This is a genomic window from Spelaeicoccus albus, from assembly GCF_013409065.1.
GTDB classification, from domain to species: Bacteria; Actinomycetota; Actinomycetes; order Actinomycetales; family Brevibacteriaceae; genus Spelaeicoccus; species Spelaeicoccus albus.
Genome location: NZ_JACBZP010000001.1, coordinates 854,706 through 877,952 on the forward strand (window position 1 = coordinate 854,706; position 23,247 = coordinate 877,952).

The following is a 23,247-nucleotide window of genomic DNA, read 5'->3' on the forward strand; positions in this document are numbered from 1 at the left end:
GCCCCTCAGGCGCGCGTACTACGGCAGAATCACGTGCTTGCCCGGCCGGCCGCCCGACTCGATCGCCTCGTGCGCCGCGGCGGTCTGCTCGAGCCGGTATGTGTCGGCGATGAGCGGTCGCAGCTGACCGCTTTCGATGTAGCGCGCATAGTCGATCAAAAGTGCTCTGGTCGGATTGCCGCTGAACGCCCGGATCCGCCGTCCACCGTGAATAACCGACGCCAGCACCGCAGCAAATCCGCGCAATGGCGGGTTGACCATGATCGAGACCATTCGCCCTCCGGGTGCCAACAATCTGCGATAGTCGTTCATCCGAGTGCCGACGGTATCGAAAATGACGTCGAACCGGCCGAGATCGTCCGGCCCGATCGACCGGTAGTCCAGCGCGACATCGGCGCCGAGCTCTCCGGCCACCTCGAGGTTGGCCGCGCTGACTAGCGTGGTCACGCGGGCGCCGAACGCGCGGCCGAGTTCGACACCGACGTATCCGACGCCACCCGTGCCGCCGCGAACCAACAGCCGTTCGCCCGGCCGTACCCGAGCCTTGTCGCGAAGTGCGGTGAAAGCTGTGATGCCAACCAGCAGCGCGGCCGCACCATCGAACGTCGCGCCGTCCGGCATTGGCGCGAGCCGTGCTGCGTCGACCGCGACATACTCGGCCGTAGCGCCGGCAGCAGCCTGCGACAGCACCATCTTCTTACTGTCGAGACTTCCCCACACCCGCTCACCGACCGTCATGTCGGTGACGCCGTCACCAAGTTCGGCGACCTCACCGGCGACGTCGATGCCGAGACCCTTCGGGAACCGTGATCCGGACATGAGGCGCAATCGGCCGGCCCGCATCCAGACTTCGCCGCCGTTCACCGTCGTCGCCCGGACTCGGACCAGAACCTGCCCGGCCTTGGGCCGGGGAACCGGCGCCGTCCCGATCTTGATCATGTCGGGCGGCCCATACCCGTGGAGTTGGGCTACGCGCATCGTTGTCATTGGTGCTCCCCTGATCGTGACGAGCTGCTGGAAAAAAAACTGGGAGCGCATGACTCCACTTCAAAAGTGTACACTAAACGGAGAGACTGACTCCACTTTAGCTAGGTGAGTATGCCGCCCGCCACGAATCGAGCGCCGCGCAAAGACGTGGCCCGCAATCGGCAACTACTCCTTGACGCCGGCCGGCACGTTTTCGCCGAACGCGGCTTGGACGCGACCCTCGACGACATCGCCCACTCGGCAGGCGTCGGTGCCGGAACCGCCTACCGGCACTTCGGAAGCCGGCAAGGAATCATCGATGCGATCTTCAGCGACGTTGCGCATTCGTTCATCGACGACGCCGAACACGCGCTGACCATCGACGACCCCTGGCGAGGATTCGTCACGTTCGTCGAACGCCTTGCCGAACGACAGGCCGCCGACCGTGGGCTGTACCAGGTCTTCACCGGCCAGTCCGGCGGATGCATCAGCCGGGAGGACTGGCAGACGCTATCGAGCTCCATTACGGCCGTGGCCGATCGGGCCAAGGAGTCCGGCGTCCTCAGGGACGACGTCGGGCTGAGCGACGTCGTCGGGCTGTTCTCAATGCTGGGCCCGGTTTACGACCTCAGCACGGCCACGGCCACGCCGATCTGGCGGCGGCATATCGACATCTTCCTTCGCGGCGTCCGGACCGACGCCCCACATGGCTCGATCGCGGCGCCGCCGGGCCTCAGCGCGGATGCCATCTCGCTGGCAATGGGCATCCAGTAGCCGCCCGCCGGTCGCGGCCAACGCTCCCCCGGCCGTCCGGCGACAGTTGTCACGTTTCTATTGCGCCACGCGTGTTCAAATCGCATTTACCTGCAATTCGACTGCAGTAGTGGCATGCTGTGATACAGCTAATAACGATTACACGCCGCCGGATCGGACATCGACGTTCGTCTCGGCTTGATCGAACAGCATGAAAGATTGGTGTGAGTAATACAGCAAGCACAAAACCGGTAAAGATGCGCCGACGATTCGGTCGCAAGCACGCACGTGAGTATCTGACGTTCGTGGCGTTCGTGCTACCCAATATCGCCTTGATCGCGGTATTCATCTATCGACCGCTGATCAGCAACATCTACTACTCAATGCTGGATTGGCGTCTGGGATCGGCCACGGCGAAAATCGTCGGCCTGGCCAACTACGTCAACTGGTTCACCGACCCGGGCAGCCTGGAAGTCATCCGGATCACCGTGATCTTCACTATCGCGACCGTCGGCGGCTCGATGGTCATCGGGCTGGCGTTGGCGCTGGCTCTCAACCAACGCATTCCTGGAACGGCCTTCGCCCGGTCGGCGGTATTCGCGCCATATGTGCTGTCCGGCGTGGGCGTCGGCATGGTGTGGCTGTTCATCTTCGACCCGACGTACGGGGCACTCAGCGGCATTTTGCGGCTGCTCGGCACCAGCGGGCCCGACTGGTACCTCGACCGCAATTGGGCGCTGGTCATGCTGATCATCGTGTACGTGTGGAAAAACCTCGGATACGCGGCGGTCATCTATCTGGCCGGGCTGCAATCGGTGCCGAACGACTTGCTCGAAGCCGCGCAGATCGACGGCGCCGGCGGATCGAAGCGGTTCTTCAAGATCGTGCTGCCGCTGCTGTCGCCGACGACGTTCTTCCTGCTCGTCACGATCGTCCTGAATTCGCTGCAGTCCTTCGACCTGATCCGGATCATGACGAAAGGCGGCCCGCTCGACGGCACCAAGACGCTCATTTACCAGGTGTATGAGGAAGCATTCGTCAACGGTCGCGCCGGCTACTCCTCGACGGTGGCAATCATCCTGTTCGTCGTGCTGCTTCTGCTGACCGTCGGACAAATGCGGTATCTCGAACGGAGGGTGCATTACTCGTGAGCCAAACGACTCAAAAGGCGCCCGAACGACCGCGCAAGAAATCGTCGGAGATGCACGGACCGTTCAGCCGACAGAACCTCAAAGCGACGTTGCTCAAGGGTTATCTGCCGCTCTTGATCGCCACCCTTGTGATGGTGCTGCCGCTGCTTTGGATGATCATTTCATCGTTCAAACTGCGCGGCGAGATCATTTCCATGCCCGTGCAATGGCTGCCGCATTCGGCATACGGCGGCAACTACACGATCGCCGCCGACAAAGTGCCGTTCGCCCGAGACTTCCTCAATTCGATAATCGTCACGTTCTTCGGCGCCGGCATCAAGGTCGTCCTGGCCATCTTGACGGCGTACGCGCTCGTGTTCATCCGTTTCCCGTTCAAACGGGTCGTCTTCGTCTTGATCCTCGTCACCCTGATGGTGCCGCCGCAGATCGCCATGGTGCCCAACTACGTGTTCATCGTTGGTCTCGGAGGCATGAACACCTATTGGGGCATCATCCTGCCGGGGCTGGCGTCGGCGTTCGGTACGTTCTTGCTCAGACAGCAGTTCATGACGTTCCCGCAATCCGTGACGGAGGCCGCCGAAATCGACGGAGCCAGCCATTGGAAACGGCTCTGGAGTATCGTCGTCCCGATTTCCGCGCCCGCGATCGCGACCGTCACGCTCGTCTCGATCGTTTACGAGTGGAATGACTATCTGTGGCCGCTCGTCATCATCGACGACCCCCACATGATGACGCTGCCGGTCGGCCTGACTCTTCTGCAAAACGTCGAAGCGGGCTCGTCCCAGTGGGGCGTCATGATGGCCGGCACGGTCCTCGTCATCGTGCCGATTCTCATCGTGTTCGCCATGCTGCAGCGCTACATCGTCTCCGGTCTCACCCAGGGAGCCGTCAAAGATTAACAACGTGTGCTCGATCCAGTTCCTTCTCCAGTGACGAAAGGCATTCTCATGAGTGACATCAATACGCCGGACGGCGCGTCGGGCTTCGGACGCCGTCGACTGCTTGGCTTCGGTGCGGCAGGGCTTTCCGCAGCCGCAGTAGCCGCCTGCTCCGGACCGTCCACCAGTTCCAGCGACTCGAAGACTTCCGGCAGCGAGGATTACTCGGGCGTCAAACCGGCAAAGAAGATCGAATTCTGGTCGAACCACCCCGGGGCGAACCAAGCCTACGAACAAAAAGTCGTGGACAAGTGGAACTCGCAGCAAAGCGACACCAAGGTCAAGCTCGTCACCGCCGGCCAGGATTATGCATCGGTGGCGCAGAAATTCCAGACCGCACAAGCAGGTGGCGGACTGCCCGGCGTCGTCATCTTCTCCGACGTCTGGTGGTTCCGGTATTACCTGAACAAGTCGATCATCCCGATGGACGCGCTAGTGAAGTCGGAAAAGATCGACAAGGACGACTACAACTCCACCCTCTGGGGCGACTACACCTACGACAACAAGCAGTGGGCTGTGCCGTACGCACGCTCCACTCCGATCTTCTACTACAACAAGTCGCACTGGAAAAAGGCAGGACTGCCCGATCGCGCCCCGAAGACCTGGATGGAATTCGAGGAGTGGACGAAGAAGCTCAAAAAGGCCGACCTTGGCACGAAGACCCAATTCGAGTACGGAGCGCTCGCCGACTACATCGCCTGGACGTTCCAGAACAACGTCTGGGGATGGGGCGGCAACTACAGCAAGAAATTCGACATGACCATCGACGACGACGGCGCCGTCAAAGCAACCGACTGGGCGCGCAAGGGCGTGTTCGAAGGCAAGTGGGCCAAGGTCGCGTCGAGTTCGTCGACCGACGACATGTCGGCCGGCGCCTGTTCGGCGACCGTCAGCTCGACCGGCAGCCTCGTCGGCGTCCTTGACGCCGCCAAGGGCAAGTTCGAGGTCGGCGTCGGGTTCTTGCCGGGCGGCCCGGAAACCACCGATAAGGTCTGCCCCACCGGCGGCGCCGGTCTCGGCATCCCGAAGGACATTACACCGGAAGAGCAGGTCGCGGCGGCGCGGTTCATCAAGTTCCTGACCTCCCCCGAGAACACCGTGGGGCTGTCCAAGGCAACGGGGTACATGCCGCTTCGCAAGTCGGCGGATACAAAGAAGCTGATCGCCGCCAACCCACTGATCTCGACGGCCATCAAGCAGCTGCCGCACACCCGTTCGCAGGATTGGGCTCGCGTGTTCATCCCGGGCGGCGACAAGATTCTCACCGACGGGTTCACCAAGGTGTTCACCGAGAACGCGGATCCGAAGTCGGCTCTGGCGGACGTCAAGAAAAAGCTGGAACAGGCTTACAAAACTGACGTGAAGCCTAACCTGTAACGTTTGCCGGCGGCCCGAACGACATTCGTCGTTCGGGCCGTTTGTGCGTGTTGCGACGCGACTGCCGAGCGCCTTGACGTGTCAGCCGAAATCGACAAGTATATAAAGTCATATACGATTTCTGACAACGACGCAGGAGGAACGGATGTCGCAGCCCGATCCGATCACCGCTCACTTCGGGCACCGCCCCGGAAAGATCTACGCCGTCCACCTCAACTATCCGTCTCGTGCAGCCCAGCGCGGGCGCACTCCAGCGGCAGCGTCGTACTTCTTCAAGCCGACCTCGTCGCTGGCCGGGCCCGGTGAGGTGGCGCGCCCGCAAGGCACGGAACTGCTCGGGTTCGAAGGCGAAGTCGCCCTCGTCATCGGCACCTCCGCCCGCAATGTGGCACCGGACGCGGGCTGGTCGCACGTCGGTTGGGTGACGGCGTCCAACGACCTGGGCCTGTACGACATCCGCTATGCGGACAAGGGCTCAAACGTGCGCAGCAAGGGCGGCGACGGATACACGCCGGTCGGCCCCGAGCTGATCGACGCGCACCGGATCGACCCGGCCGGGCTACGCATCCGCACGTGGCGCGGCGACGACCTCATTCAGGACGACACCACCGCCGACCTCTTGTTCGACTTCGGACACCTTGTCGCAGATCTGTCGCGCTTTGCCACTCTCGAGCCCGGCGACGTCATCCTCACGGGGACGCCGGCCGGCGCGTCGGTGGCCGAACCCGGACAGACCGTCACTGTCGAAGTCAATTCGATAGCGGACGAGTCGATCACGAGCGGCAAGCTCACGACGACCGTCGTCCATGGTCCGGCGCTTGGCGATTGGGGGTCGGCTCCGAAAGTGGACGACCAGGTCCGCGCCGACGCTTGGGGCACGCCGTCCGCCGCGAGTTCCGACTCGCCGCAGGCTCCTCGCGGTGCCGACGGCGGCAGCGGCCCGCTGACTCCGGAACTTCGCGAGCGGATCAAGGGCGTAGCCGTGGCCACGCTCTCGGCCCAAATGCGTAAGCGCGGTTTCAATCAGGTGAGCATTGACGGCGTCCGGCCCCTCGTCGCGGGCACCACCATCATCGGCACGGCTCGCACCTTGCGTTTTGTGCCGTTCCGCAAGGACCTGTTTGCCGAGTCCGGCGGCGGCTTCAACGCCCAGAAGCAGGCAATTGATTCGGTCGGTGACGGCGACGTTCTCGTGATGGATGCCCGCGGACGCTCGGATGCCGGCACTCTCGGCGACATTCTGGCCATGCGCGCCAAGGTGAACGGCGCCGCCGGCGTGATCACGGACGGCGCGATCCGCGATGCCGCCGCCGTGGAAGAGGTCGGCATGCCGGTGTATTCCTCCGGCTTCCACCCGGCGGTGCTCGGCCGCGTGCACGTGCCATGGGAGACCGACGTGACGGTGTCGTGCGGCGGTGCAAGTGTGCAGCCGGGCGACGTCATCATCGGCAACGACGACGGCATTCTCGTCATCCCGCCGGCCCTGATCGATGAAGTTGTCGCGAGCGCCGAGCAACAAGAAGACGAAGAGACGTTCATTCTCGAGCAGGTGAAGGCCGGACGCAGTGTCGAGGGTCTCTACCCGCTGAATAAACAGTCGCGCGCCGAGTACGAGGCGTGGGCTGCCCGCAGAGCGGAGGACCGATGACCGTCGCCCCGGCGCCGTCGAAAGCCGAACGCGCCTATCAGGTCATCCGCTCGCGCATCGCCGACGGCACGTACACGCCCGGATATCGACTCACCTTGAGCCGATTGGCAAGCGAGCTCGGCGTCTCGGCCGTGCCGATCCGCGAGGCGATCCGCCGGCTCGAGGCCGAGTCGCTCGTCGAATTCGAGCGCAATGTCGGTGCAACGGTGGCCGGCATCAACGAGCAAGAGTACGAGTGGACCATGCAGACGCTCGGCCTGGTGGAAGGCGCCGCAACCGCCATGGCCATGCCCTTTGTCGATGCCGCCGCCATCGACGAGGCCCGCGCGATCAATGAGCAGATGCGCGGCATCGTCGAGGCTTTCGACCCGCAGCGCTTCACTCGCCTGAACACCGAACTGCACCGGCTGCTCTATCGGGACTGCCCGAACGAACACCTACTCGACCTGGTCGAACGCGGCTGGTCGCGCCTGAGCCTGATGCGCTCATCGATCTTTTCGTTCGTGCCCGAACGCGCGCGTGAATCGGTGGACGAACACGAGCACATTTTGCAGCTGATCTCCTCAGGAGCCGCGCCGGACGAGGTCGAACACGCCGTCCGCGCCCATCGCGGAGCCACATTGCAGGCGTTCCTCGAACGGGGCGCGAAGTGACTGCAGCGCTACCTACCCAGACGATCAACAGGGAGACACCATGAAATTCCGGTCCGAGCCGCAAAGCCTCACGGGCGCCATCGCCGCCGTCTTCACGCCGTTCACGGCGGACGGCGTCGTCGACTTGGAGAACCTGCGCCAATTGATCCGGTGGCAGCTGGCGAACGGATCCGACGGCATCTCGATCGGCGGTTCGACCGGCGAACCGTCGGCGCTGACCCTTGCCGAGCGGGCTCAAATGATCCGCGTGGCTGCCGAGGAGACGCAGGACGCCGTCCCGTTCCTACCGGGCACGGGCTCGGCGAAACTCGATGAGACGCTCGAGCTCACCGGGATCGCGCGGGATGCCGGGGCCGACGCCGCGCTCATCATCACGCCGTACTACGCCAAGCCGACGCAAGAAGCGCTTTACCAGTGGTACAAGACGGTGGCTGCCGAATATCCCGATCTGCCGATCGTGGCGTACAACGTGCCGAGCCGCACCTCCGTCGAGATCTCCCCGGACACCGTCGGCCGGCTCTTCCGCGAGGTCGACAATTTCGTCGGCGTGAAAGAGACGACGAAGGATTTCGAGCACTTCTCGCGCGTGCTGTACGAATGCGGCCCCGAGCTGATGGTGTGGTCGGGCATCGAGTTGCTGTGCCTGCCCATCTTGGCGCTGGGCGGTGCCGGATTCGTTTCGGCGCTGTCGAATATCGCCCCGGCGGCGGTGTCGCAGATGTACCGGGCCTACTCCGAGGGCGACTTCGAGACGGCCCGCCGAATCCATTACGGCGTACACCCGCTCGTCGATCTGCTCTTCGCCGAAACGAATCCGGCGCCCTCGAAGTGGTTGATGAAGGAACGCGGGCTCTTGACCAGCGACTTCGTCCGTCCGCCGCTGATTCCGCTGACCGCGCCCGGACAAGCGACGGTGCGCAAGCTGGCCGAGGCCGGCGCCGACTACCTCACCCCCGTGAAATAAGGAGAATCCGATGACTCATTTCGTTCCGGAAAACCTTCCCACGCACTTGCAGCATTACATCGACGGCCGATTCGTCGATTCGGTCGACGGCGACACGTTCGACGTGCTCGACCCCGTCACCAATCAGCCGTACGCGTCCGCGGCGTCCGGCAAATCCGCCGACATCGACCTGGCAGTGGCAGCCGCTCGGACGGCTTTCACCGACGGCCCCTGGCCGACCATGAAGAACCGCGAGCGCGCCCGCGTGCTGTATGCGATTGCGGACGCCGTCGAAGCCGAGGAGACCGAACTGGCCGAGCGCGAAACGTTCGATACCGGTCTGCCGATCACTCAGGCGCGCGGGCAGGCACGTCGGGCCGCCGAGAACTTCCGATTCTTCGCCGACGTCATAGTGGCGTTGCGGGATGACGCTTACAAGGTCCCCGGCACTCAGATCAACTACGTCAACCGCAAGCCGGTGGGCGTGGCCGGGCTGATCACGCCGTGGAACACGCCGTTCATGTTGGAATCGTGGAAGCTGGCGCCGGCGTTGGCGTCCGGGTGCACTGTCGTTCTGAAACCCGCCGAGTTCACGCCGTTGTCGGCCTCGCTGTGGGCACGGATTTTCGAAAACGCCGGATTGCCGCACGGCGTCTTCAACCTGGTCAACGGGTTTGGCGAAGAGGCCGGCGACGCACTGGTCAAACATCCCAAGGTGCCGCTGATTTCGTTTACCGGCGAAAGCGCAACCGGCCGGCTGATCTTCCGTAACTGTGCCGAGAACCTAAAGGGCATGTCGATGGAGCTTGGCGGCAAGTCGCCGGCCGTCGTGTTCGCCGACGCCGATCTGGACGCCGCCATCGACTCGACGCTGTTCGGCGTCTACTCGCTCAACGGAGAACGCTGCACAGCCGGTTCGCGGATCCTCGTCGAGCGCAGCATTTACGACGAATTCTGCGAGCGATACGCCGCCCGGGCCGACAAGATCGTCGTCGGGGACCCGCACGACCCCGCTACGGAGGTTGGCGCGCTGGTGCATCCGGAGCACTACGAAAAGGTCATGAGCTACGTCGAGCTCGGCAAGTCCGAGGGCCGACTCATTGCCGGCGGCGGCCGGCCGGACGATCAGCCGGACGGCAATTACGTACGGCCGACGGCGTTTGCGGACGTGAAGCCGGACGCCCGAATCTTCCAGGAGGAAATCTTCGGACCGGTCGTTGCCATCACGCCGTTCGACGACGAGCGCGAGGCACTGCAATTGGCAAATGACGTCAAGTACGGTCTTGCCGCGTACGTCTGGACCAACGACCTCGAGCGAGGACACCGCTTCTCGCAAAATATCGAGGCCGGCATGGTGTGGATGAATTCGCACAACGTGCGCGACCTGCGCACGCCGTTCGGCGGAGTGAAGGCGTCCGGGCTCGGACAAGAGGGCGGCCAGCGGTCAATTGATTTTTATTCGGAAGAACAAGCGGTGCACGTATCGCTCGGCGAGGTACACACGCCGCGATTCGGCGCACGGAATTAAGGAGAAGGACAACGATGTCTGACAATACTGTGCCTGCGGCTTTGCCCCCTGCCCCCGACGTCATCCGCGCCGCCTCGGCCGAGTTGATCGTGACCGACCTGGCGGCAGCGCGCAGCTTTTACGTGGACGTGCTCCGCCTGGTGGTCACCGAAGAGGACGAGAACGCGATCTACTTGCGCGCGTTCGAGGATTATCTGCACCATTCGCTCGTCCTGCGCAAGGGCCCCGTGGCAGCGTGTGCGGCCCTGAGCTACCGGGTCCGGTCCGAAGCGGAGCTGGACGTCGCCGAAACATACTACAAGGCGCTCGGCGTCGACGTCCGGCGTCTTCCGGCCGGCACGAAGCGGGGCATCGGGGAGATCGTGCAAGTGCAGGACCCGCTCGGATTCCCGATCGAGTTCTTTTACGGTGCGGAGCATGTCGAGAGGTTCACTCAGCGGTATGACGTGCACGGTGCCGGGGCGATCGCGCGGCTCGATCACTTCAACGTGGTCACGCCCGATATTCCGGCGGCGCAAAAATACTACGAAGGTCTCGGTTTCAAGGTTTCCGAGGACATCGAAGACGACGAGCAGACCGTGTATGCGGCGTGGATGTATCGCAAGTCGACGGTGCACGACGTCGCGTTGACCGGCGGCGACGGCCCGCGCATGCACCACATCGCGTTCTCGACGAATGAGCGGCACCAGATCCTGCACATTTGCGATCAGCTCGGTGCGCTGCGCCGGTCGGACGCCATCGAGCGCGGCCCGGGACGGCATGGCGTGTCGAACGCGTTCTACCTGTATCTGCGCGACCCGGACGGCCACCGGATCGAGATCTACACGCAGGACTATTACACCGGCGATCCGGACAATCCGGTCATTCGGTGGGATGTGCACGACAATCAGCGCCGTGATTGGTGGGGCACGCCCGTCGTTCCGAGCTGGTATTCCGAAGCATCGACGGTACTGGACCTGGACGGGCACCCCGCCGAGCTGGTCGAACGGAAGGACAGCTCGGAAGCCGCCGTGACAATTGGCGCCGACGGATTCTCCTACACGCGGGCGGACGAGACGCGCTCGGACGGCTCCGCTGGTCCGGGCTCCGGCCGTTCGGGCGAGGTTCAGGGCGTGAAACTCGGCCACCAGGTCTAACCCCGCCCAACCCCCGCGCATACCCCGCGCCGAGTGGTGGCGAATGGCTACCCGCCCGCACCGAGTGGTGGCGAATGGCTACCCGCCCGCGCCGAGTGGTGGCGAATGGCTGCGAAATCACCGATTTCGCAGCCATTCGCCACCACTCGGCGAGCGTGGACGGTAGGAATGCGCGGGACATGCGACGGGGCACGTGGCGGGGCAAGGCGGCAGCTTACCGGGACGCGACCTGACCGATAGAGTTCGCCGGCGCCTCATTCTCGGGAAGGTGCTTGCGATACGACAGCATGATGACGGCGGCACTCGCACACGCCAGCACGGCCAGGCCCAAGAACAGCCCAACCGTCGTCAGCGGCGGGGTGATGGCGGCGAGCAGAGTCGGGGTGAGGAATCCCGCGTACGCGAGGGCGTAGAACACACCGGTCAATCCAGCGAGTTCCCGCTCCGGAGCAATCCGCTGCACCTCAAGCAGTCCCGACACCAGCCCGATGCCCATGGCGATTCCGAAGACGACAGCGGCGACGAGTCCGATCACCGGCGACGAATAAACGACCGCCAGCGTCAGCACGAGGATTCCGCCCGTAATGCCGGCAAGGCACACCACCAGGCCGCGCGCGTTCGACGTCGAATCGATCCGTTTGGCCAGCGGCTGCACGAGTGAAGCCACGCCGAGCGTCACAACGCTGAGTATCGCCGCATACCCGAGACCCCATCCGGCAGTCCGATCCGCCAATAACACCGGAAGATAGCCATAAGCCAGCGCGGCTGCCGCAAATAACCATGGTGCCGCGACAACGACGACTCGCGTGAACCGTCGATGTGAGGCCGACGGAACACGGAACCGATCCCGGAAGCCGAGCTTCACGCCATCCCACCGCACCGTTTCGGGAACACGTCGAATGAGAAAAAGCAGCGGCGCCGTCATAACCACGTGAACAGCGAACGGCAATTCCTCGCCCCAAGCCGTGAATTGCGCGATGCCGCCGGCGACGAGCGCGCCGGTGGCCGACCCCGCCGTGAAGGCCAATGACGAGCGACGCGCGCCGCTGCCGACGTCCGCATCATCGTCGAACGGGGCCCGCGAGAGTTCCTTGATCCAGCTCGTCCCCACCGACATGGCAGCACCCACCGCTACACCGGACAACAGCCGTCCGACATAGATGCCCGCAACATTTGCCTCGCCCAGCAGCAGCGACAGGCTGGCCGCCAGGGAGCTGACCACTGCGACGATCATCAGTGGGCGGCGCCCGAACCTGTCCGACAGCGCGCCGGCCGCCAATAACGCCGGAGCCAACCCGAATACGTAGACGCCGAGAAACGCGTTGACGTCGACTGTCGAATAGTGCTCGACGTTCTCGTACATCAGCAACAGCGGGCTGAACTGATTGCCGCACCAGGAGCAGGCGAACAGCGCGCAAAAGACTACCGGCCACGCGCCGGCGGCCGGCCGGTTCGCGGAACCCCGGCTTGCAACACGACGGCTCACAGTACCCCCTGGTTGCGTGCAATGTGCCGGTGCAGAATCTCCCGGTAGCCGTCGGCGGATCGCGACACGACGGCGTCCCGCAATTCCTCGTGCTCACGAAGCGACATCGCCAACTGACCGGGATCAACGGCGAAGAGTTGATGCCGCACGCGCTGTTGACGGTCGCGAAGCAGCGCAAAGAAGTGTCCGGCGATATCGTTCCGCGAGGCCTCGACGATTGTCGTGTGAAAAGCATCGTCCGCCGCCACGAATCCGTCGACGTCTCCGGACGCAGCGCATCGGCGTTGATCGGCCAGCAATTCGTCCAGCCTGGCCGTGAGTTCGGTGGAAGGTGCCGCGGTCGCCGTGGTCGCTGCGCTGCCCTCGATCGCTTCGCGCATTTCGAGGACGTCGCTCGATTCGCGCGGATTCATGGGCACGACGATTGCTCCGCGGCGAGACGAAAGGGTGATGAGTCGCTCGGCCGCAAGCCTGAGGAATGCCTCGTGTACCGGCGTCCGACTGATCCCGAGGTCCGCCCCGATGCTCGCTTCGCTGAGAAGACTGCCGCCGGCGAGCTCGCCGCGGATAATCATGTCTTTGGTGTGGGTATACGCACGTTCTGCGGCGGAAAGCTGGTCTGTCACGCTCTCCGACGTTACTTGCATGCATGCTTGCATGCAAGTTGGTTGTCGGTGCGCGGCCGGGTGGATGATCAACGAGAACTTTGCCCGCCGAGTGGTGGCGAATGGTCAACGGCCCCCGCCGAGTGGTGGCGAATGGCTGCGAAATCGCCGATTTCGCAGCCATTCGCCACCACTCGGTGAAAGGGGGCAGCCGTTCGCCACCACTCGGCGGACGAGGTCGTGGAGAAAGGCGCGGCTACAGCTGCCGCACGATCCCGCGTGCGGCTTGTCGGCCCGAAAAGATGCATCCGCCCAAGAACGTGCCCTCCAACGACCGGTACCCGTGCATCCCCCCGCCTCCGAAGCCGGCAACTTCGCCGGCCGCGTACAGGCCCGGCAGCGGATCGCCGGACGGCGTGAGCACGCGGCCGTCGAGATCGGTTTCCACGCCGCCGAGGGTCTTGCGCGTGATGACGTGCAGTCGGACGGCGATCAGGCCGCCGGCTTTCGGGTCGAGTAGCCGGTGCGGCCGGGCCACGCGGATCAGTCTGTCGCCGATGTAATGCCGGGCGCCGTGAATCGCAGTAACCTGGGCGTCCTTGGAGAATCCGTTCGCGATTTCCCTGTCGCGGCCCGTCACTTCGGCCTCGACCCGGGCTGGATCCACCAAGTCGCCGGCCAGTGCATTCATCTTTCCGACCAGTTCCGGCAGCGTATCTGCGCGGAGGAAGTCTTCGCCACGATCGAGGAAAGCCTGCACCGGCGCCGTTGGGCCCGGGAGCGCCCTTCCCAACGTCGACTTCAAGTTCCGGCCGGTGAGATCGGGATTTTGCTCGGAGCCGGAAAGCGCGAATTCCTTTTCCACGATCTTCGTCGTCGTAATGAACCACGAGTGGTCGTGCCCGGTTTGCCGCAAGTGCGCGAGAGTGCCCAACGTGTCGAAGCCCGGGTAGAGCGGGCCGGGCAGCCGCTTGCCCGTCGCGTCCAACCACAGCGAGCTCGGGCCCGGCAGGATCCGGATGCCGTGCTCCGGCCACACGGGCGAATGGTTCTTGATCCCCTCAACGTAATGCCACATCCGATCCTCATTGATCACATGCGCGCCGGCGAGCTTTGAAATCCCCAGCATCCGGCCGTCAACGTGAGCCGGGACGCCGGTGATCATGTGCTCGGGCGGGGCGCCGAGGCGCTCCGGCCAGTTCGCGCGAACGAGTTCGTGATTGCCTCCGATGCCCCCGGACGTCACCAGGACAGCCTGCGCCGAGAGCTCAAAGGCTCCGGACGACGTCCGGCTGCTCGGTTGGCCGCGTCCGGCCTCGCTGGGCTCAAGCCTCGTACCGCGCACGCCGGTGACAAAGCCGGCGTCAACGATCAACTCGTCGACCCGGTGACGAAAATAGAACCGCATCCTGCCGTCGTGTGCGGCTTGCTTCACCCGGCGGACGAACGGCTCGAGCACGCCCGGCCCGGTCCCCCACACGATATGGAAGCGCGGCACCGAATTCCCCGGGCCCTCGGCGTCATAACCGCCGCGTTCGGCCCATCCGACCACCGGAAAGAATTTCATGCCGCGCTCGCGCAGCCAGCTGCGTTTCTCGCCTGCAGCGAATTCCACGTACGCGCGCGCCCACTTTTCGGGCCAATAGTCCTCGGGCCTGTCGAATCCGGCGGTACCGTGCCAGTCCTGCCACGCCAGGTCGGCCGAATCGCGAATCCCCAGGCGGCGTTGTTCGGGAGAATCGACGAGAAAGAGCCCGCCGAACGACCAGTACGCTTGGCCGCCCAGCGACGCTTCCGGTTCCTGCTCGACAACGACGACCTGCTTGCCGGCCTCGGCGAGTTCGGCAGCGGCAACCAAGCCGGACAAGCCGGCCCCGACCACAATGACATCGGCATCCATGCACCGATACTGCCACAGTCCGCGTCCCGCGGCGGGCCGCACCGAGCAATGACTCGGCGCGGCCGGAGACGACATCCGGCCGCGCCGAGTGGTTGGTCAGCCCGGATCCGTCAGCCCGGATCGGACACCACCGCGCGGACAACGCGGAGCGGACAATACGGAGCGGGTGTTACGGCGCCGTATCGTCGGACCTGCTTCGAACGGCTCCTACAACTGCTCCGACCACCAGGAGCACCCCGGCCAGGCCGAGAATGCCGATCAGAGCGGTGCCCGCCTGGATGTGGATGTTGGCGATCTGACTCACGATGAGACCGCCGCCGATGATGATCAGGATGATGCCCCACACGATGGTCGTCGGCCGCGGCCCTGTCCGTACTATCGGCTCGGGATTGGTCGCCACCGGTTCGCGGGCGCTGTATTCCTGGCTCATGAGTGTGTTCCTTCCTTAGCCTTGTCGACCGTGACGTTGCCGATTCCCATACGGATCTTGACGATCAGGTGGGCCGGGCCGTTTCCGTACTTCGTCGTCCGGGTCCGGACGTCCGCGCGGTCGAATCCATCCGAGTCGTTGCTCGAGCTGCCGAAGCCTCGGTCCGCGTTTCCGCGGTGCCATTCGCCGGCGCCCGCCATCTTCACTTTCGCTGTCTCATCCGGGGGCAGCACCACCTTGACGTCGCCGATCCCCGAATTGACCGGAACCGTGGTGACGCCGGACGACGGCACTGTCAGATTGCTCAAGTCGACAGTCGTCGAACCGACGCCAACGGAGTACCCGTGTTCGGCCACCCGCACGGATGCCGGCGTCCAGGTGCTGTTCTGCACTGCGGCAAGGCGTCCGGCCGCCGGCACTATCGCGACGATGAGCGCGATAATCAGACCGACCCACGCCCAACCGGTCAGCCCGCCGCCGCGCCGTCCCCAGGCGCCGGCCAACACGATGCCGATGCCGACGACGGCCAGGCCGAGACCGACCGCGACGAGCCGGCCGTTGCCCGGCAGGCCGATTTCGCGTTCGACGAGCCATCCGGCTGCCACGGCAACGATCGCGAGCCCCGCAAAGAGCAGCGTAAGTGGTCCCCCGGCCGGCTTGGTGATCATGCGCGGAGGCCGCGGAACCGGCGGTGCGACGCCGACGCCCCGAGTATCGGTCCGGTAGCGCACCGTCGATACGGCCGGCTGATAGGCCGGTCGCGGCGCGGCATCGCCGTAACCGGACGCCGGGAACGTGGCGGTCGGCTCATCGCCGGACGCCGGGAACGCGGCGGTCGGCTCATCGGTCGGCCGCGCATCGACAACAGTTTCGTCATCGCCTGCCGGGTCAGCCGCCGGCTCGCCTCCCGGTTGCCGAGGTTCGCTTCCCGGTTGCCGAGGTTCGTCTCCGCCCTGCCCGGGACCGCCGCCGGCTTGCCCGGGACCGCCACCGTAGTGCCGGCGTCCGGCGTCGCCCGCTCCCGGACCCTGCGGCCGGTGGTCGTCATGGTGCTTGACGGCGTACACGATCACGGCCACTACGATGCCGATGCCAAGGACCGGCCCGAACCAGCCCCAGAAGTCGTGACCGGCGGGCCAAAACAGCCAGGGTGCGTGGATTCCGGGATTGCCCAGGCCGAGCAACACCACTAAGCACGAGCCGATGAAGCCTCCGCTCCAGACACCGTGCAGCACTCCTTCGGCGTGGATCCGGCCGTCGGGTTCGGGGAGGAACAACCAGGCCAGCCCGTACAACAGCACGCCAATGCCGAAGAACAGGCACAAGACGATTGCCAGGCCGCGGACCAGTGTCCGGTCGATCCCGGTGCGCTCGGCGACGGCACCCGCGACGCCGCCGATCCAGCGGCCGTCGATGGTGCGGGTGATTCCCGTGCCGCGGATCGAGTCGAAAAAGCGTCCGCCGGGACGCCGCGGCGGCGGGTACTGTGAAAAGTTGTCGTTGGTCATATATCTACCGTGCCGTGCCCGTTGCCGCCGCGCTATCGGGGAAGACCCTGATCTTCACCCTGGTATTCGCCCGGGAAGGCGAAAGTGCGCGGCCCGACATGTGAAGATCGGACTATGAGCGCAATCCGTCCACCGCTGACCAGGCACACCCACGGCCGGGTGCTGTTCGGCGTGTGCGCCGGCCTGGCCGAACATTTGCGCCTGTCGGTCACGGCTGTGCGCGTCATCATGCTGGTGATGGCGTTTTGCGCCGGGGCCGGCCTGATCTTGTATCTCTGGCTGTGGGCACTGTTGCCGTTGGAAGGAGAGCCGGACGTCGGCGACCCGGCTTCTCACCCGGGCTACAGCACCCGCGGGGCCCGCCCAGCGTCCGGAGCCCGCCCGGCGAACGGGACCCGCCCGGCGTCGAGCTCACCGTCGGAAGCGGCGGAAGACGTCTTCATGCGCGTTGCCACAAATGTACGCGGCAGCTACCGGCGCAATCCGAGCCTGTGGTTCGGGTTCGTCATCGGCACCATGCTCTTGCTGTTCTCCGGCGGGCTGATCGCATCGGCCCAGGGGGTGCGGGTGCCGTGGGGCGTCATCATCCCTGTCATCCTGCTGATCGCCGGCGTCATTCTCATGTGGGTCAACTTGAGCGACACGGAGCGGAAGAAGTGGCGAGGGCGCACCGACACGCCGACGTCCCTGGCCGTCGTCCGGCTGATCGGCGGCCTCGCGCTGCTCGTGCTGGGCATCGTGTTCGTCGTGCTCACGGCAACCAACGGCACCCCGATCTTCTCGACAGTGCTGGCGGTGGTGGCGGTGCTGGTGGGGATCGCACTGGTGCTCGTTCCGTTCGCCGTCCGGTTCTCCCGCAAGATCCTGGCCGAGCGATCCGAAGCCGCACGGACGAGTGAGCGGGCCGATATCGCGGCACACCTGCACGATTCCGTGCTGCAAACGCTCACGCTCATCCGCCGCCGCAACGGCGATCCGGCCGAAGTGGCAAGGCTGGCGCGCGGGCAGGAGCGCGAGCTGCGCGAGTGGCTGTACGGCAGCAAGCTCGAGCCCGGCGTGAGTCTCGCGGACGCCGTCAAGAACATGGCCGGCGAGATCGAGGATCTCTACGGCGTCGAAATCGAGACGGTCATAGTGGGCGACGTGTTGAGCGATCCGGCCGCCGAGCCGGATCAGGACGCATCGAATTCGTCCGCCAAGCTCGGAGCATTGCAGGCGGCTTCACGCGAGGCGATGGTCAATGCCGCGGTGCATGCCGGCGGTACCGTGTCGGTGTACGCCGAGTTTTCCGACCGGACGCAGCAGATATTCGTCCGCGACCGCGGCGACGGATTCGATGTGGACGATATCGACGACTCGAGGCACGGCGTCCGGCATTCGATCATCGGCCGGATGGAACGTCACGGCGGGTCGGCCGAGATCGTGCGCGGGAAGTCCGGCGGCACCGAGGTCAGAATGACGATGACGAGCAACGACGGGAAGAAGACATGACGATCCGCGTGGTGTTGGTGGACGATCACCGGCTGGTGCGCAGCGGCGTGCGGGCCGAGCTGGGCGGCGAGTTCGAGGTGGTCGGCGAGGCCGGGAACGTCGAGGCGGCAATCGACGTGATCAATGCCCAGGCGCCGGACGTCGTGCTGCTCGACGTGCATCTGCCCGGCGGTGCGGGCGGCGGCGGGCGCGAAGTGATCGAACAATGCGCTCAGGCCGGCACCCGCTCGAAGTTCCTGGCCCTCAGCGTGTCCGACGCGGCCGAGGACGTCGTCGGCGTCATCCGCGCGGGTGCGCGCGGATACGTGACGAAGACGATCGCCGGGCCCGAGCTGACGGACGCCATCGAACGGGTGTCGACCGGGGACGCCGTGTTCTCGCCGCGGCTGGCCGGATTCGTCCTCGACGCGTTCGGCTCGGCGTCCGGCGAAGTGGCGTCCGTGGAAGCCGAACTCGACAGGTTGACGGCCCGCGAGCGCGAAGTGATGCGGCTGATCGCACGCGGCTATACCTATCGCGAGGTGGCCTCGGAGCTCGTCTTGTCGATCAAGACAATTGAAACGCACATGTCCGCGGTGCTCCGGAAGCTCCAACTGTCCTCCCGGCACGAACTGACGACGTGGGCGGCCAAGCGCAAGCTGTTGTAGCCGCCGCTTGGCTGACCGTGGACCGTCGCTACCCCTGTTCGAGGAATTTCCGGATGCGCTCTTGTTCGGCAGTCGTGTCGACGCTCGCCACAAAGGCACCGGCCATTCGCAACGGGTCGCCGAAGAAGTAGTACTCGTAGAGCGCCTGACGCGATCCGAACGCCGAGAGCGCCGCATCGAATGCCAACCGGAAGAGCCGCACCCGCTCGGGGCCGGCAATGTTTTTGCCCTGCAGATACGTTTCGACGTCGCCGGCCGCCGAGCCGTACACGTCCGCCTCGCCCGGCAGCCCCATGAGACCGGAAGCTCCGAATTTGCGCAGGATGGCCGGGAAGCGCTGTGAGATCTTCGGATACCAGTTCCGCGCGGCATTGAGGGCCGACCACCTCGGCGTCATCACGCCAAACCGGTTCGGCTGCGCATCCGCCTCGGCGGCCCGGAGCGTGGACCGGCCGAGTTCGGCCGCGACCAGGATCTCGGCGATGTCCTCTTGGATGTGTCCGAAGCCGTCGATGCCGATGGCCTGGGCCATCTCGGTGGCCAGGGCGCCGAAGAACTCGCTCTTGGCCGTGGTGCGCGCCACCACCTGGTGCGTCATGTGCGTTGTGGCGTCGGTGTCCGCATAGAAGTTGTTGCACAGCTCCGGGTTGCCCAGCATGAAGATGCGCTCACGCGGGACGTGCACGTCGTCGAAGATGACGACGGCGTCCAGCTCTTCAAAGCGCGAGGCCAGCGGCTCGTTGAAATGTCCGCCCCCGCCGTCCAGCCCTCGGCGGCACAAGAACCGCAGGCCGCGAGTGTCCGTCGGGATCGCGAACGCATAGGAGTACGCGGCGTCCTCGGGCGAGCCGCGCAGCACCGTGGACGGGAACACGAGCAATTCGTCGGCGAGCGGCGCCACCGTCGCCAACATGCGCGCACCACGGATCGTGACGCCGTCGTCGTCCTCGTCCACGATGCGCGCCGAGAGCTGACCGCCGCCTTGCCGGGGACCCGACACGCCGCGATTGACCTGCGGCGGGATCAGCGTGTGGGTGGTCAACAGATCGTTTTCGCGCACATACTCGTAATAATTCCGCATATTGTCGGCGTACTCGTCGCCGTTGACGTCGGCCGACCGGAACCAGTCGCCGGCGGTGGACAGCGCCATCAGGGCGGAGTTGAGGTAATCGCCGGTGCGTCCCAACATGCCGAACGAGTACTTGGCCCAGATCGAGGCGGCTTCGCGACGCTTGATCAGTTCGGCTTGCGTGGTCGGGACCATGAAAGAGGTGGCGACTCGGGCACCGGACGACGGCGATTCGTACGTGAGGGTGTCGCGGTATTTGGGGTCGTGCTGCATGTCGTACAGCTCGGCGAATGTCTTGGCGACGCCCGCGAACGCCGGATGCTCGGCGAGACGGTCGGTCACGGTCTCCCCGTCGATCTGCACTACCGCATGCCGCGAGTTCAATCGCTGGATGAACTCCTTGCCGGTCGATGCAGCCATAATGTCCTCCTTGACGGAATGAGTCGGGCCGGAAGCAGTTAAATGAGAAACTCCTGGCCGAGCGATGTTTCGGGAATCACGGTGAATCGCGAATTGGAAAAGCCCAGGGCGTCTCCGTCGCGGTAATTGAAATTGGTCACGCGACCGAGGTACATGGTGTGGTCGCCGCCGTCGTAGGCCGCCCACGGCGTGCATTCGAAATACGCCAGCGTGCGGGCCAACCGCGGGGCGACGTCGCCTTCGATCCATTGCGGCTCGCAGTTGGGCCGGCCGGCAAAGTGCAGGGCGAGGTCGTTTTGCTCCGCGCCAAGCACGTTGACGACGAAGGGCCGCCCCGCGAGCGCATCGTGCGCGTGGGACTTCCGGTCGACGTTCACGACGACCAACGGCGGATCGACCGATACGGAAGAAAACGAGTTCGCCGTCATACCGTGACGTTTGTCGGCCCCATCGAATGTCACAACCGTGACACCCGTGGCGAATCGGCCGAACGCGCTGCGCAGTCTGGCGATATTGCGGGCCACCGGGTCGATGTGCCGCACGAATACCACCTCAATTGCTGACGGCGCCGTCCTTGTCCGGCGCACGCTGCGATTCTATATTAGAATCGCATACTCGTATGTAGAACCAGGCTATTCGAGTGCGATCACGGGAGGCAAGGCGTGGACAACCCCGAAGCCCATGAGCCGCCGGCCGACAAAGATCGCGATGCCTGCACCGCGCCGGTGTCGCAAACGCTGTCCCGGGGCATTCGGGTGCTCGAAGTTCTCGCCGGCTCCGAGACGGCGTTGAATGTTCGCGAAATCGCGGACGAGCTGGGCGTGCACCGTTCAATAGCGTATCGCTTGGTGCAAACCCTCGAACAGCATTCTCTCGTCACCAGGCACGCCGATGCCCGGTTCTCGCCGGGAACTGGCCTCGCGGTCCTGGCCCGGTCGGTGCAAAGCGATTTGACGGCGGTGGCCGGGCCGGCTCTCGAGCGGGCGGCGAACGACCTCGGAATGACCGCGTTCATCGTCGTCGCGGACGGTGATCAATGCGTGACGCTGCTCAGCGCCGAACCGCGCGATGCGCCGGGCGTATTGGCCCAGCGGCCCGGCACGGTGCATTCGGCGCTCCGCGGCGCGCCGGGGTTGGCCATGATGGCCGCATCGCCGGACGTTCCGCCCGCTCGCAGCGCCGAGATCGGCACGGTGCGCGCGGACGGGTATGCCGCCTCGCACGACGAGGTCATTCCCGGGCTGTCTTCGGTGGCGGTACCGCTGCCGCGCCCGGTGCCGCCGCATGCGGCGATCGCGGTCGTGTACGTTGCCTCGACGCGCGAGGTGCCGGAGATTGCGGCTCGATTGACGCGCGCCGTGGCCGAGATTCCCTAGGATCGCCGGCGGGTTTCGCGTCGATCGGGTTCACGGGCCCTCGGGGCGGCCCGGAATGCCGGAACTGCGGGGTGCCGGGGCTGCGGGAATGCTAGAGCCGCGGGAACTGCTCGTCGTCCTCGCCGCGTCGGTCGATGCCGCGTTCGACGAGCATCATGGCTCCGAACCCCAGGAAAAGCGCGACGAATGCGATGAGGAACGCAATGAGCCCGATCGTGATCTGCCGAGCAAAAATCCATTCGAGGATCCCGCTGATCAGCGCAACGGTCAACGAGAGCTTCAGACCGGTTTTCATGGTGATCGGCGGTTTGGCCGGGGCGTCCGGCGTGGCTCCGACCGGTTCGGCCCGCGACTCGGCCCCGGAGCCCGTCGCTGCGCGAGCCTGCTCGTCCGGCGCCGTATCGTCGGCCTCGGTCTCCTGCGCTTGCCCGGACTCGGGCTCGGTAGTGCCCGGCGACGACTCGGCGGTCTCGTCCGGCTGCTCGGAATCCGACCCGGCGTCCGGCGTTGAATCGTGCGCGGACGTTCGCTCGGAAGGATCGAAAGATTGTGATGACATCGCACCCGCAGTCTACCGGTCGAGTTCGCGCGTTTTCTGAGAGCCGGCTGATTCGTCGAATCAGTGCAGCACCTTCAAGCCGACGACTCCCGCCACGATCAGCATGAGGCAGCCGATGCGCGCCGTCGTGACCGGTTCGCCCAGTGCGACCATGCCGAAGACCGCAGTGCAAACGGCACCAATGCCCACCCACACCGCATATCCGGTGCCGACCGGGAGCGTGCGTAACGCGATTCCGAGACCGGCCATGCTCAAGGCCAGCGCAACGATGAACGTCACCGACGGCCACAACCGGCTCAGCCCGTGCGAGAGGCCAAGAGCCGACGCCCACACCGCTTCCAGAACTCCCGAGACGATTAAAACTGCCCACGCCATGACGACTCCTTCGAATGATTCGTGATCAATCGCCGTCGTCGTTCCGGGTACGGCTGCCTCGTCCGGGAAAATGCTCTATCGTTCAGGATCTCAAATCGGGGCGCCCGGTGCATCCCGAAGCGTGGTCGGATTCGTCACCCTCCATCCGCCGTTGCCGTCGCCGAGTGGCGGCGAATGGCTGTCCACGGCGCTCCCCTGCCGCCGAGTGGTGGCGAATGGCGGCAAAATCGCAGATTTTGCCGCCATTCGCCACCACTCGATGGAATGGGCCGCTACCGGGAATGACCC

General features: G+C 65.0%; 22 protein-coding genes. 12 read left to right on the forward strand and 10 right to left on the reverse strand.

The features are described 5' to 3' along the window. Positions 1-18 precede the first annotated feature (18 nt). Positions 19-1,038, reverse strand: a complete 1,020-nt coding sequence (locus tag BJY26_RS04040; RefSeq protein ID WP_237249026.1) for an NAD(P)-dependent alcohol dehydrogenase — start codon at positions 1,036-1,038, stop codon at positions 19-21. A gap of 60 nt (positions 1,039-1,098) precedes the next feature. Here BJY26_RS04040 and BJY26_RS04045 point away from each other — a divergent pair, with 60 nt between their 5' ends. The 9 genes from BJY26_RS04045 to hpaD all read left to right on the forward strand — a co-directional run bounded on the left by BJY26_RS04045 (position 1,099) and on the right by hpaD (position 11,093). Further along, positions 1,099-1,740 (forward strand): TetR/AcrR family transcriptional regulator, encoded by a 642-nt coding sequence (locus tag BJY26_RS04045; RefSeq protein ID WP_179425910.1) that lies wholly within the window; start codon positions 1,099-1,101, stop codon positions 1,738-1,740. Between the two features lie 236 nt (positions 1,741-1,976). Further along, a complete protein-coding gene (locus BJY26_RS04050; protein WP_179425912.1) occupies positions 1,977-2,870 on the forward strand; it encodes a carbohydrate ABC transporter permease in 894 nt (297 codons plus the stop codon). A gap of 50 nt (positions 2,871-2,920) precedes the next feature. Continuing rightward, positions 2,921-3,769, forward strand: a complete 849-nt coding sequence (locus BJY26_RS04055; RefSeq protein ID WP_179429759.1) for a carbohydrate ABC transporter permease — start codon at positions 2,921-2,923, stop codon at positions 3,767-3,769. Positions 3,770-3,817: 48 nt separating this feature from the next. Next, positions 3,818-5,185 carry an ABC transporter substrate-binding protein gene (locus BJY26_RS04060; protein ID WP_179425914.1) on the forward strand — a complete coding sequence of 456 codons (1,368 nt, stop codon included), beginning with the start codon at positions 3,818-3,820 and terminating at the stop codon, positions 5,183-5,185. 145 nt (positions 5,186-5,330) lie between these two features. Next, complete coding sequence (locus tag BJY26_RS04065; RefSeq protein ID WP_179425916.1) at positions 5,331-6,833, forward strand: fumarylacetoacetate hydrolase family protein; 1,503 nt, start codon at positions 5,331-5,333, stop codon at positions 6,831-6,833. After that, positions 6,830-7,486: a GntR family transcriptional regulator gene (locus BJY26_RS04070; RefSeq protein ID WP_179425918.1), complete on the forward strand. Its 657-nt coding sequence runs from the start codon at positions 6,830-6,832 to the stop codon at positions 7,484-7,486. The genes BJY26_RS04065 and BJY26_RS04070 overlap by 4 nt, the downstream gene beginning before the upstream one ends. A 40-nt stretch (positions 7,487-7,526) precedes the next feature. Next, a complete protein-coding gene (gene dapA, locus BJY26_RS04075; protein ID WP_179425920.1) occupies positions 7,527-8,450 on the forward strand; it encodes a 4-hydroxy-tetrahydrodipicolinate synthase in 924 nt (307 codons plus the stop codon). Positions 8,451-8,460: 10 nt separating this feature from the next. Continuing rightward, a complete protein-coding gene (gene hpaE / locus BJY26_RS04080; protein ID WP_179425922.1) occupies positions 8,461-9,957 on the forward strand; it encodes a 5-carboxymethyl-2-hydroxymuconate semialdehyde dehydrogenase in 1,497 nt (498 codons plus the stop codon). 14 nt (positions 9,958-9,971) lie between these two features. Beyond that, entirely contained in the window at positions 9,972-11,093 is a 1,122-nt protein-coding gene (gene hpaD / locus BJY26_RS04085) for a 3,4-dihydroxyphenylacetate 2,3-dioxygenase (RefSeq protein ID WP_179425924.1), read from the forward strand. Between the two features lie 214 nt (positions 11,094-11,307). Here the strand turns inward: hpaD and BJY26_RS04090 are convergent, their stop codons facing one another. From BJY26_RS04090 to BJY26_RS04110, 5 genes are all read right to left on the reverse strand, one after another. Then, complete coding sequence (locus BJY26_RS04090; RefSeq protein WP_179425926.1) at positions 11,308-12,579, reverse strand: MFS transporter; 1,272 nt, start codon at positions 12,577-12,579, stop codon at positions 11,308-11,310. Further along, positions 12,576-13,205, reverse strand: coding sequence for a GntR family transcriptional regulator (locus BJY26_RS04095; RefSeq protein WP_179425928.1), 630 nt, complete (start codon positions 13,203-13,205; stop codon positions 12,576-12,578). Before BJY26_RS04095 ends, BJY26_RS04090 begins: the two co-directional genes overlap by 4 nt. 235 nt (positions 13,206-13,440) lie before the next feature. Then, entirely contained in the window at positions 13,441-15,084 is a 1,644-nt protein-coding gene (locus BJY26_RS04100) for an FAD-binding dehydrogenase (RefSeq protein ID WP_179425930.1), read from the reverse strand. Positions 15,085-15,253: 169 nt separating this feature from the next. Then, entirely contained in the window at positions 15,254-15,514 is a 261-nt protein-coding gene (locus BJY26_RS04105) for a hypothetical protein (protein WP_179425932.1), read from the reverse strand. Further along, the gene (locus BJY26_RS04110; RefSeq protein ID WP_179425934.1) at positions 15,511-17,022 is read right to left on the reverse strand and encodes a PspC domain-containing protein; all 1,512 of its coding nucleotides are present in this window, start codon (positions 17,020-17,022) and stop codon (positions 15,511-15,513) included. Before BJY26_RS04110 ends, BJY26_RS04105 begins: the two co-directional genes overlap by 4 nt. Positions 17,023-17,136: 114 nt before the next feature. Between BJY26_RS04110 and BJY26_RS04115 the strand changes: the two genes are divergently transcribed. Further along, positions 17,137-18,513 (forward strand): ATP-binding protein, encoded by a 1,377-nt coding sequence (locus BJY26_RS04115; RefSeq protein ID WP_179425936.1) that lies wholly within the window; start codon positions 17,137-17,139, stop codon positions 18,511-18,513. Beyond that, on the forward strand, positions 18,510-19,160 hold the full coding sequence (locus tag BJY26_RS04120; protein ID WP_179425938.1) for a response regulator: 651 nt from the start codon (positions 18,510-18,512) through the stop codon (positions 19,158-19,160). The genes BJY26_RS04115 and BJY26_RS04120 overlap by 4 nt, the downstream gene beginning before the upstream one ends. A 28-nt stretch (positions 19,161-19,188) precedes the next feature. On the opposite strand, the gene hpaB is transcribed toward BJY26_RS04120, so the two are convergent. Together hpaB and BJY26_RS04130 are read right to left on the reverse strand one after the other, a co-directional pair. Beyond that, positions 19,189-20,649, reverse strand: coding sequence for a 4-hydroxyphenylacetate 3-monooxygenase, oxygenase component (gene hpaB / locus BJY26_RS04125; RefSeq protein ID WP_179425940.1), 1,461 nt, complete (start codon positions 20,647-20,649; stop codon positions 19,189-19,191). A gap of 38 nt (positions 20,650-20,687) precedes the next feature. After that, on the reverse strand, positions 20,688-21,191 hold the full coding sequence (locus BJY26_RS04130) for a flavin reductase family protein (RefSeq protein WP_342354640.1): 504 nt from the start codon (positions 21,189-21,191) through the stop codon (positions 20,688-20,690). A 120-nt stretch (positions 21,192-21,311) separates the two neighbouring features. On the opposite strand from BJY26_RS04130, the gene BJY26_RS04135 reads away from it, so the two are divergent. Continuing rightward, positions 21,312-22,025, forward strand: coding sequence for an IclR family transcriptional regulator (locus BJY26_RS04135; protein WP_179425942.1), 714 nt, complete (start codon positions 21,312-21,314; stop codon positions 22,023-22,025). Between the two features lie 91 nt (positions 22,026-22,116). Here the strand turns inward: BJY26_RS04135 and BJY26_RS04140 are convergent, their stop codons facing one another. Then, positions 22,117-22,584 (reverse strand): hypothetical protein, encoded by a 468-nt coding sequence (locus tag BJY26_RS04140; RefSeq protein WP_179425944.1) that lies wholly within the window; start codon positions 22,582-22,584, stop codon positions 22,117-22,119. A gap of 60 nt (positions 22,585-22,644) precedes the next feature. Next, positions 22,645-22,959: a DMT family transporter gene (locus tag BJY26_RS04145; RefSeq protein WP_179425946.1), complete on the reverse strand. Its 315-nt coding sequence runs from the start codon at positions 22,957-22,959 to the stop codon at positions 22,645-22,647. Positions 22,960-23,247 lie beyond the last annotated feature (288 nt).

What these genes read in the sequence shown, in the direction of transcription:
- BJY26_RS04040 (WP_237249026.1), bottom strand. Translation starts at nt 1,038, where the DNA reads ATGCGCTCCCAGTTTTTTTTCCAGCAGCTCGTCACGATCAGGGGAGCA.
- BJY26_RS04045 (WP_179425910.1), top strand. Translation starts at nt 1,099, where the DNA reads ATGCCGCCCGCCACGAATCGAGCGCCGCGCAAAGACGTGGCCCGCAAT.
- BJY26_RS04050 (WP_179425912.1), top strand. Translation starts at nt 1,977, where the DNA reads ATGCGCCGACGATTCGGTCGCAAGCACGCACGTGAGTATCTGACGTTC.
- BJY26_RS04055 (WP_179429759.1), top strand. Translation starts at nt 2,921, where the DNA reads ATGCACGGACCGTTCAGCCGACAGAACCTCAAAGCGACGTTGCTCAAG.
- BJY26_RS04060 (WP_179425914.1), top strand. Translation starts at nt 3,818, where the DNA reads ATGAGTGACATCAATACGCCGGACGGCGCGTCGGGCTTCGGACGCCGT.
- BJY26_RS04065 (WP_179425916.1), top strand. Translation starts at nt 5,331, where the DNA reads ATGTCGCAGCCCGATCCGATCACCGCTCACTTCGGGCACCGCCCCGGA.
- BJY26_RS04070 (WP_179425918.1), top strand. Translation starts at nt 6,830, where the DNA reads ATGACCGTCGCCCCGGCGCCGTCGAAAGCCGAACGCGCCTATCAGGTC.
- dapA (WP_179425920.1), top strand. Translation starts at nt 7,527, where the DNA reads ATGAAATTCCGGTCCGAGCCGCAAAGCCTCACGGGCGCCATCGCCGCC.
- hpaE (WP_179425922.1), top strand. Translation starts at nt 8,461, where the DNA reads ATGACTCATTTCGTTCCGGAAAACCTTCCCACGCACTTGCAGCATTAC.
- hpaD (WP_179425924.1), top strand. Translation starts at nt 9,972, where the DNA reads ATGTCTGACAATACTGTGCCTGCGGCTTTGCCCCCTGCCCCCGACGTC.
- BJY26_RS04100 (WP_179425930.1), bottom strand. Translation starts at nt 15,084, where the DNA reads ATGGATGCCGATGTCATTGTGGTCGGGGCCGGCTTGTCCGGCTTGGTT.
- BJY26_RS04105 (WP_179425932.1), bottom strand. Translation starts at nt 15,514, where the DNA reads ATGAGCCAGGAATACAGCGCCCGCGAACCGGTGGCGACCAATCCCGAG.
- BJY26_RS04110 (WP_179425934.1), bottom strand. Translation starts at nt 17,022, where the DNA reads ATGACCAACGACAACTTTTCACAGTACCCGCCGCCGCGGCGTCCCGGC.
- BJY26_RS04115 (WP_179425936.1), top strand. Translation starts at nt 17,137, where the DNA reads ATGAGCGCAATCCGTCCACCGCTGACCAGGCACACCCACGGCCGGGTG.
- BJY26_RS04120 (WP_179425938.1), top strand. Translation starts at nt 18,510, where the DNA reads ATGACGATCCGCGTGGTGTTGGTGGACGATCACCGGCTGGTGCGCAGC.
- hpaB (WP_179425940.1), bottom strand. Translation starts at nt 20,649, where the DNA reads ATGGCTGCATCGACCGGCAAGGAGTTCATCCAGCGATTGAACTCGCGG.
- BJY26_RS04140 (WP_179425944.1), bottom strand. Translation starts at nt 22,584, where the DNA reads ATGTCATCACAATCTTTCGATCCTTCCGAGCGAACGTCCGCGCACGAT.
- BJY26_RS04145 (WP_179425946.1), bottom strand. Translation starts at nt 22,959, where the DNA reads ATGGCGTGGGCAGTTTTAATCGTCTCGGGAGTTCTGGAAGCGGTGTGG.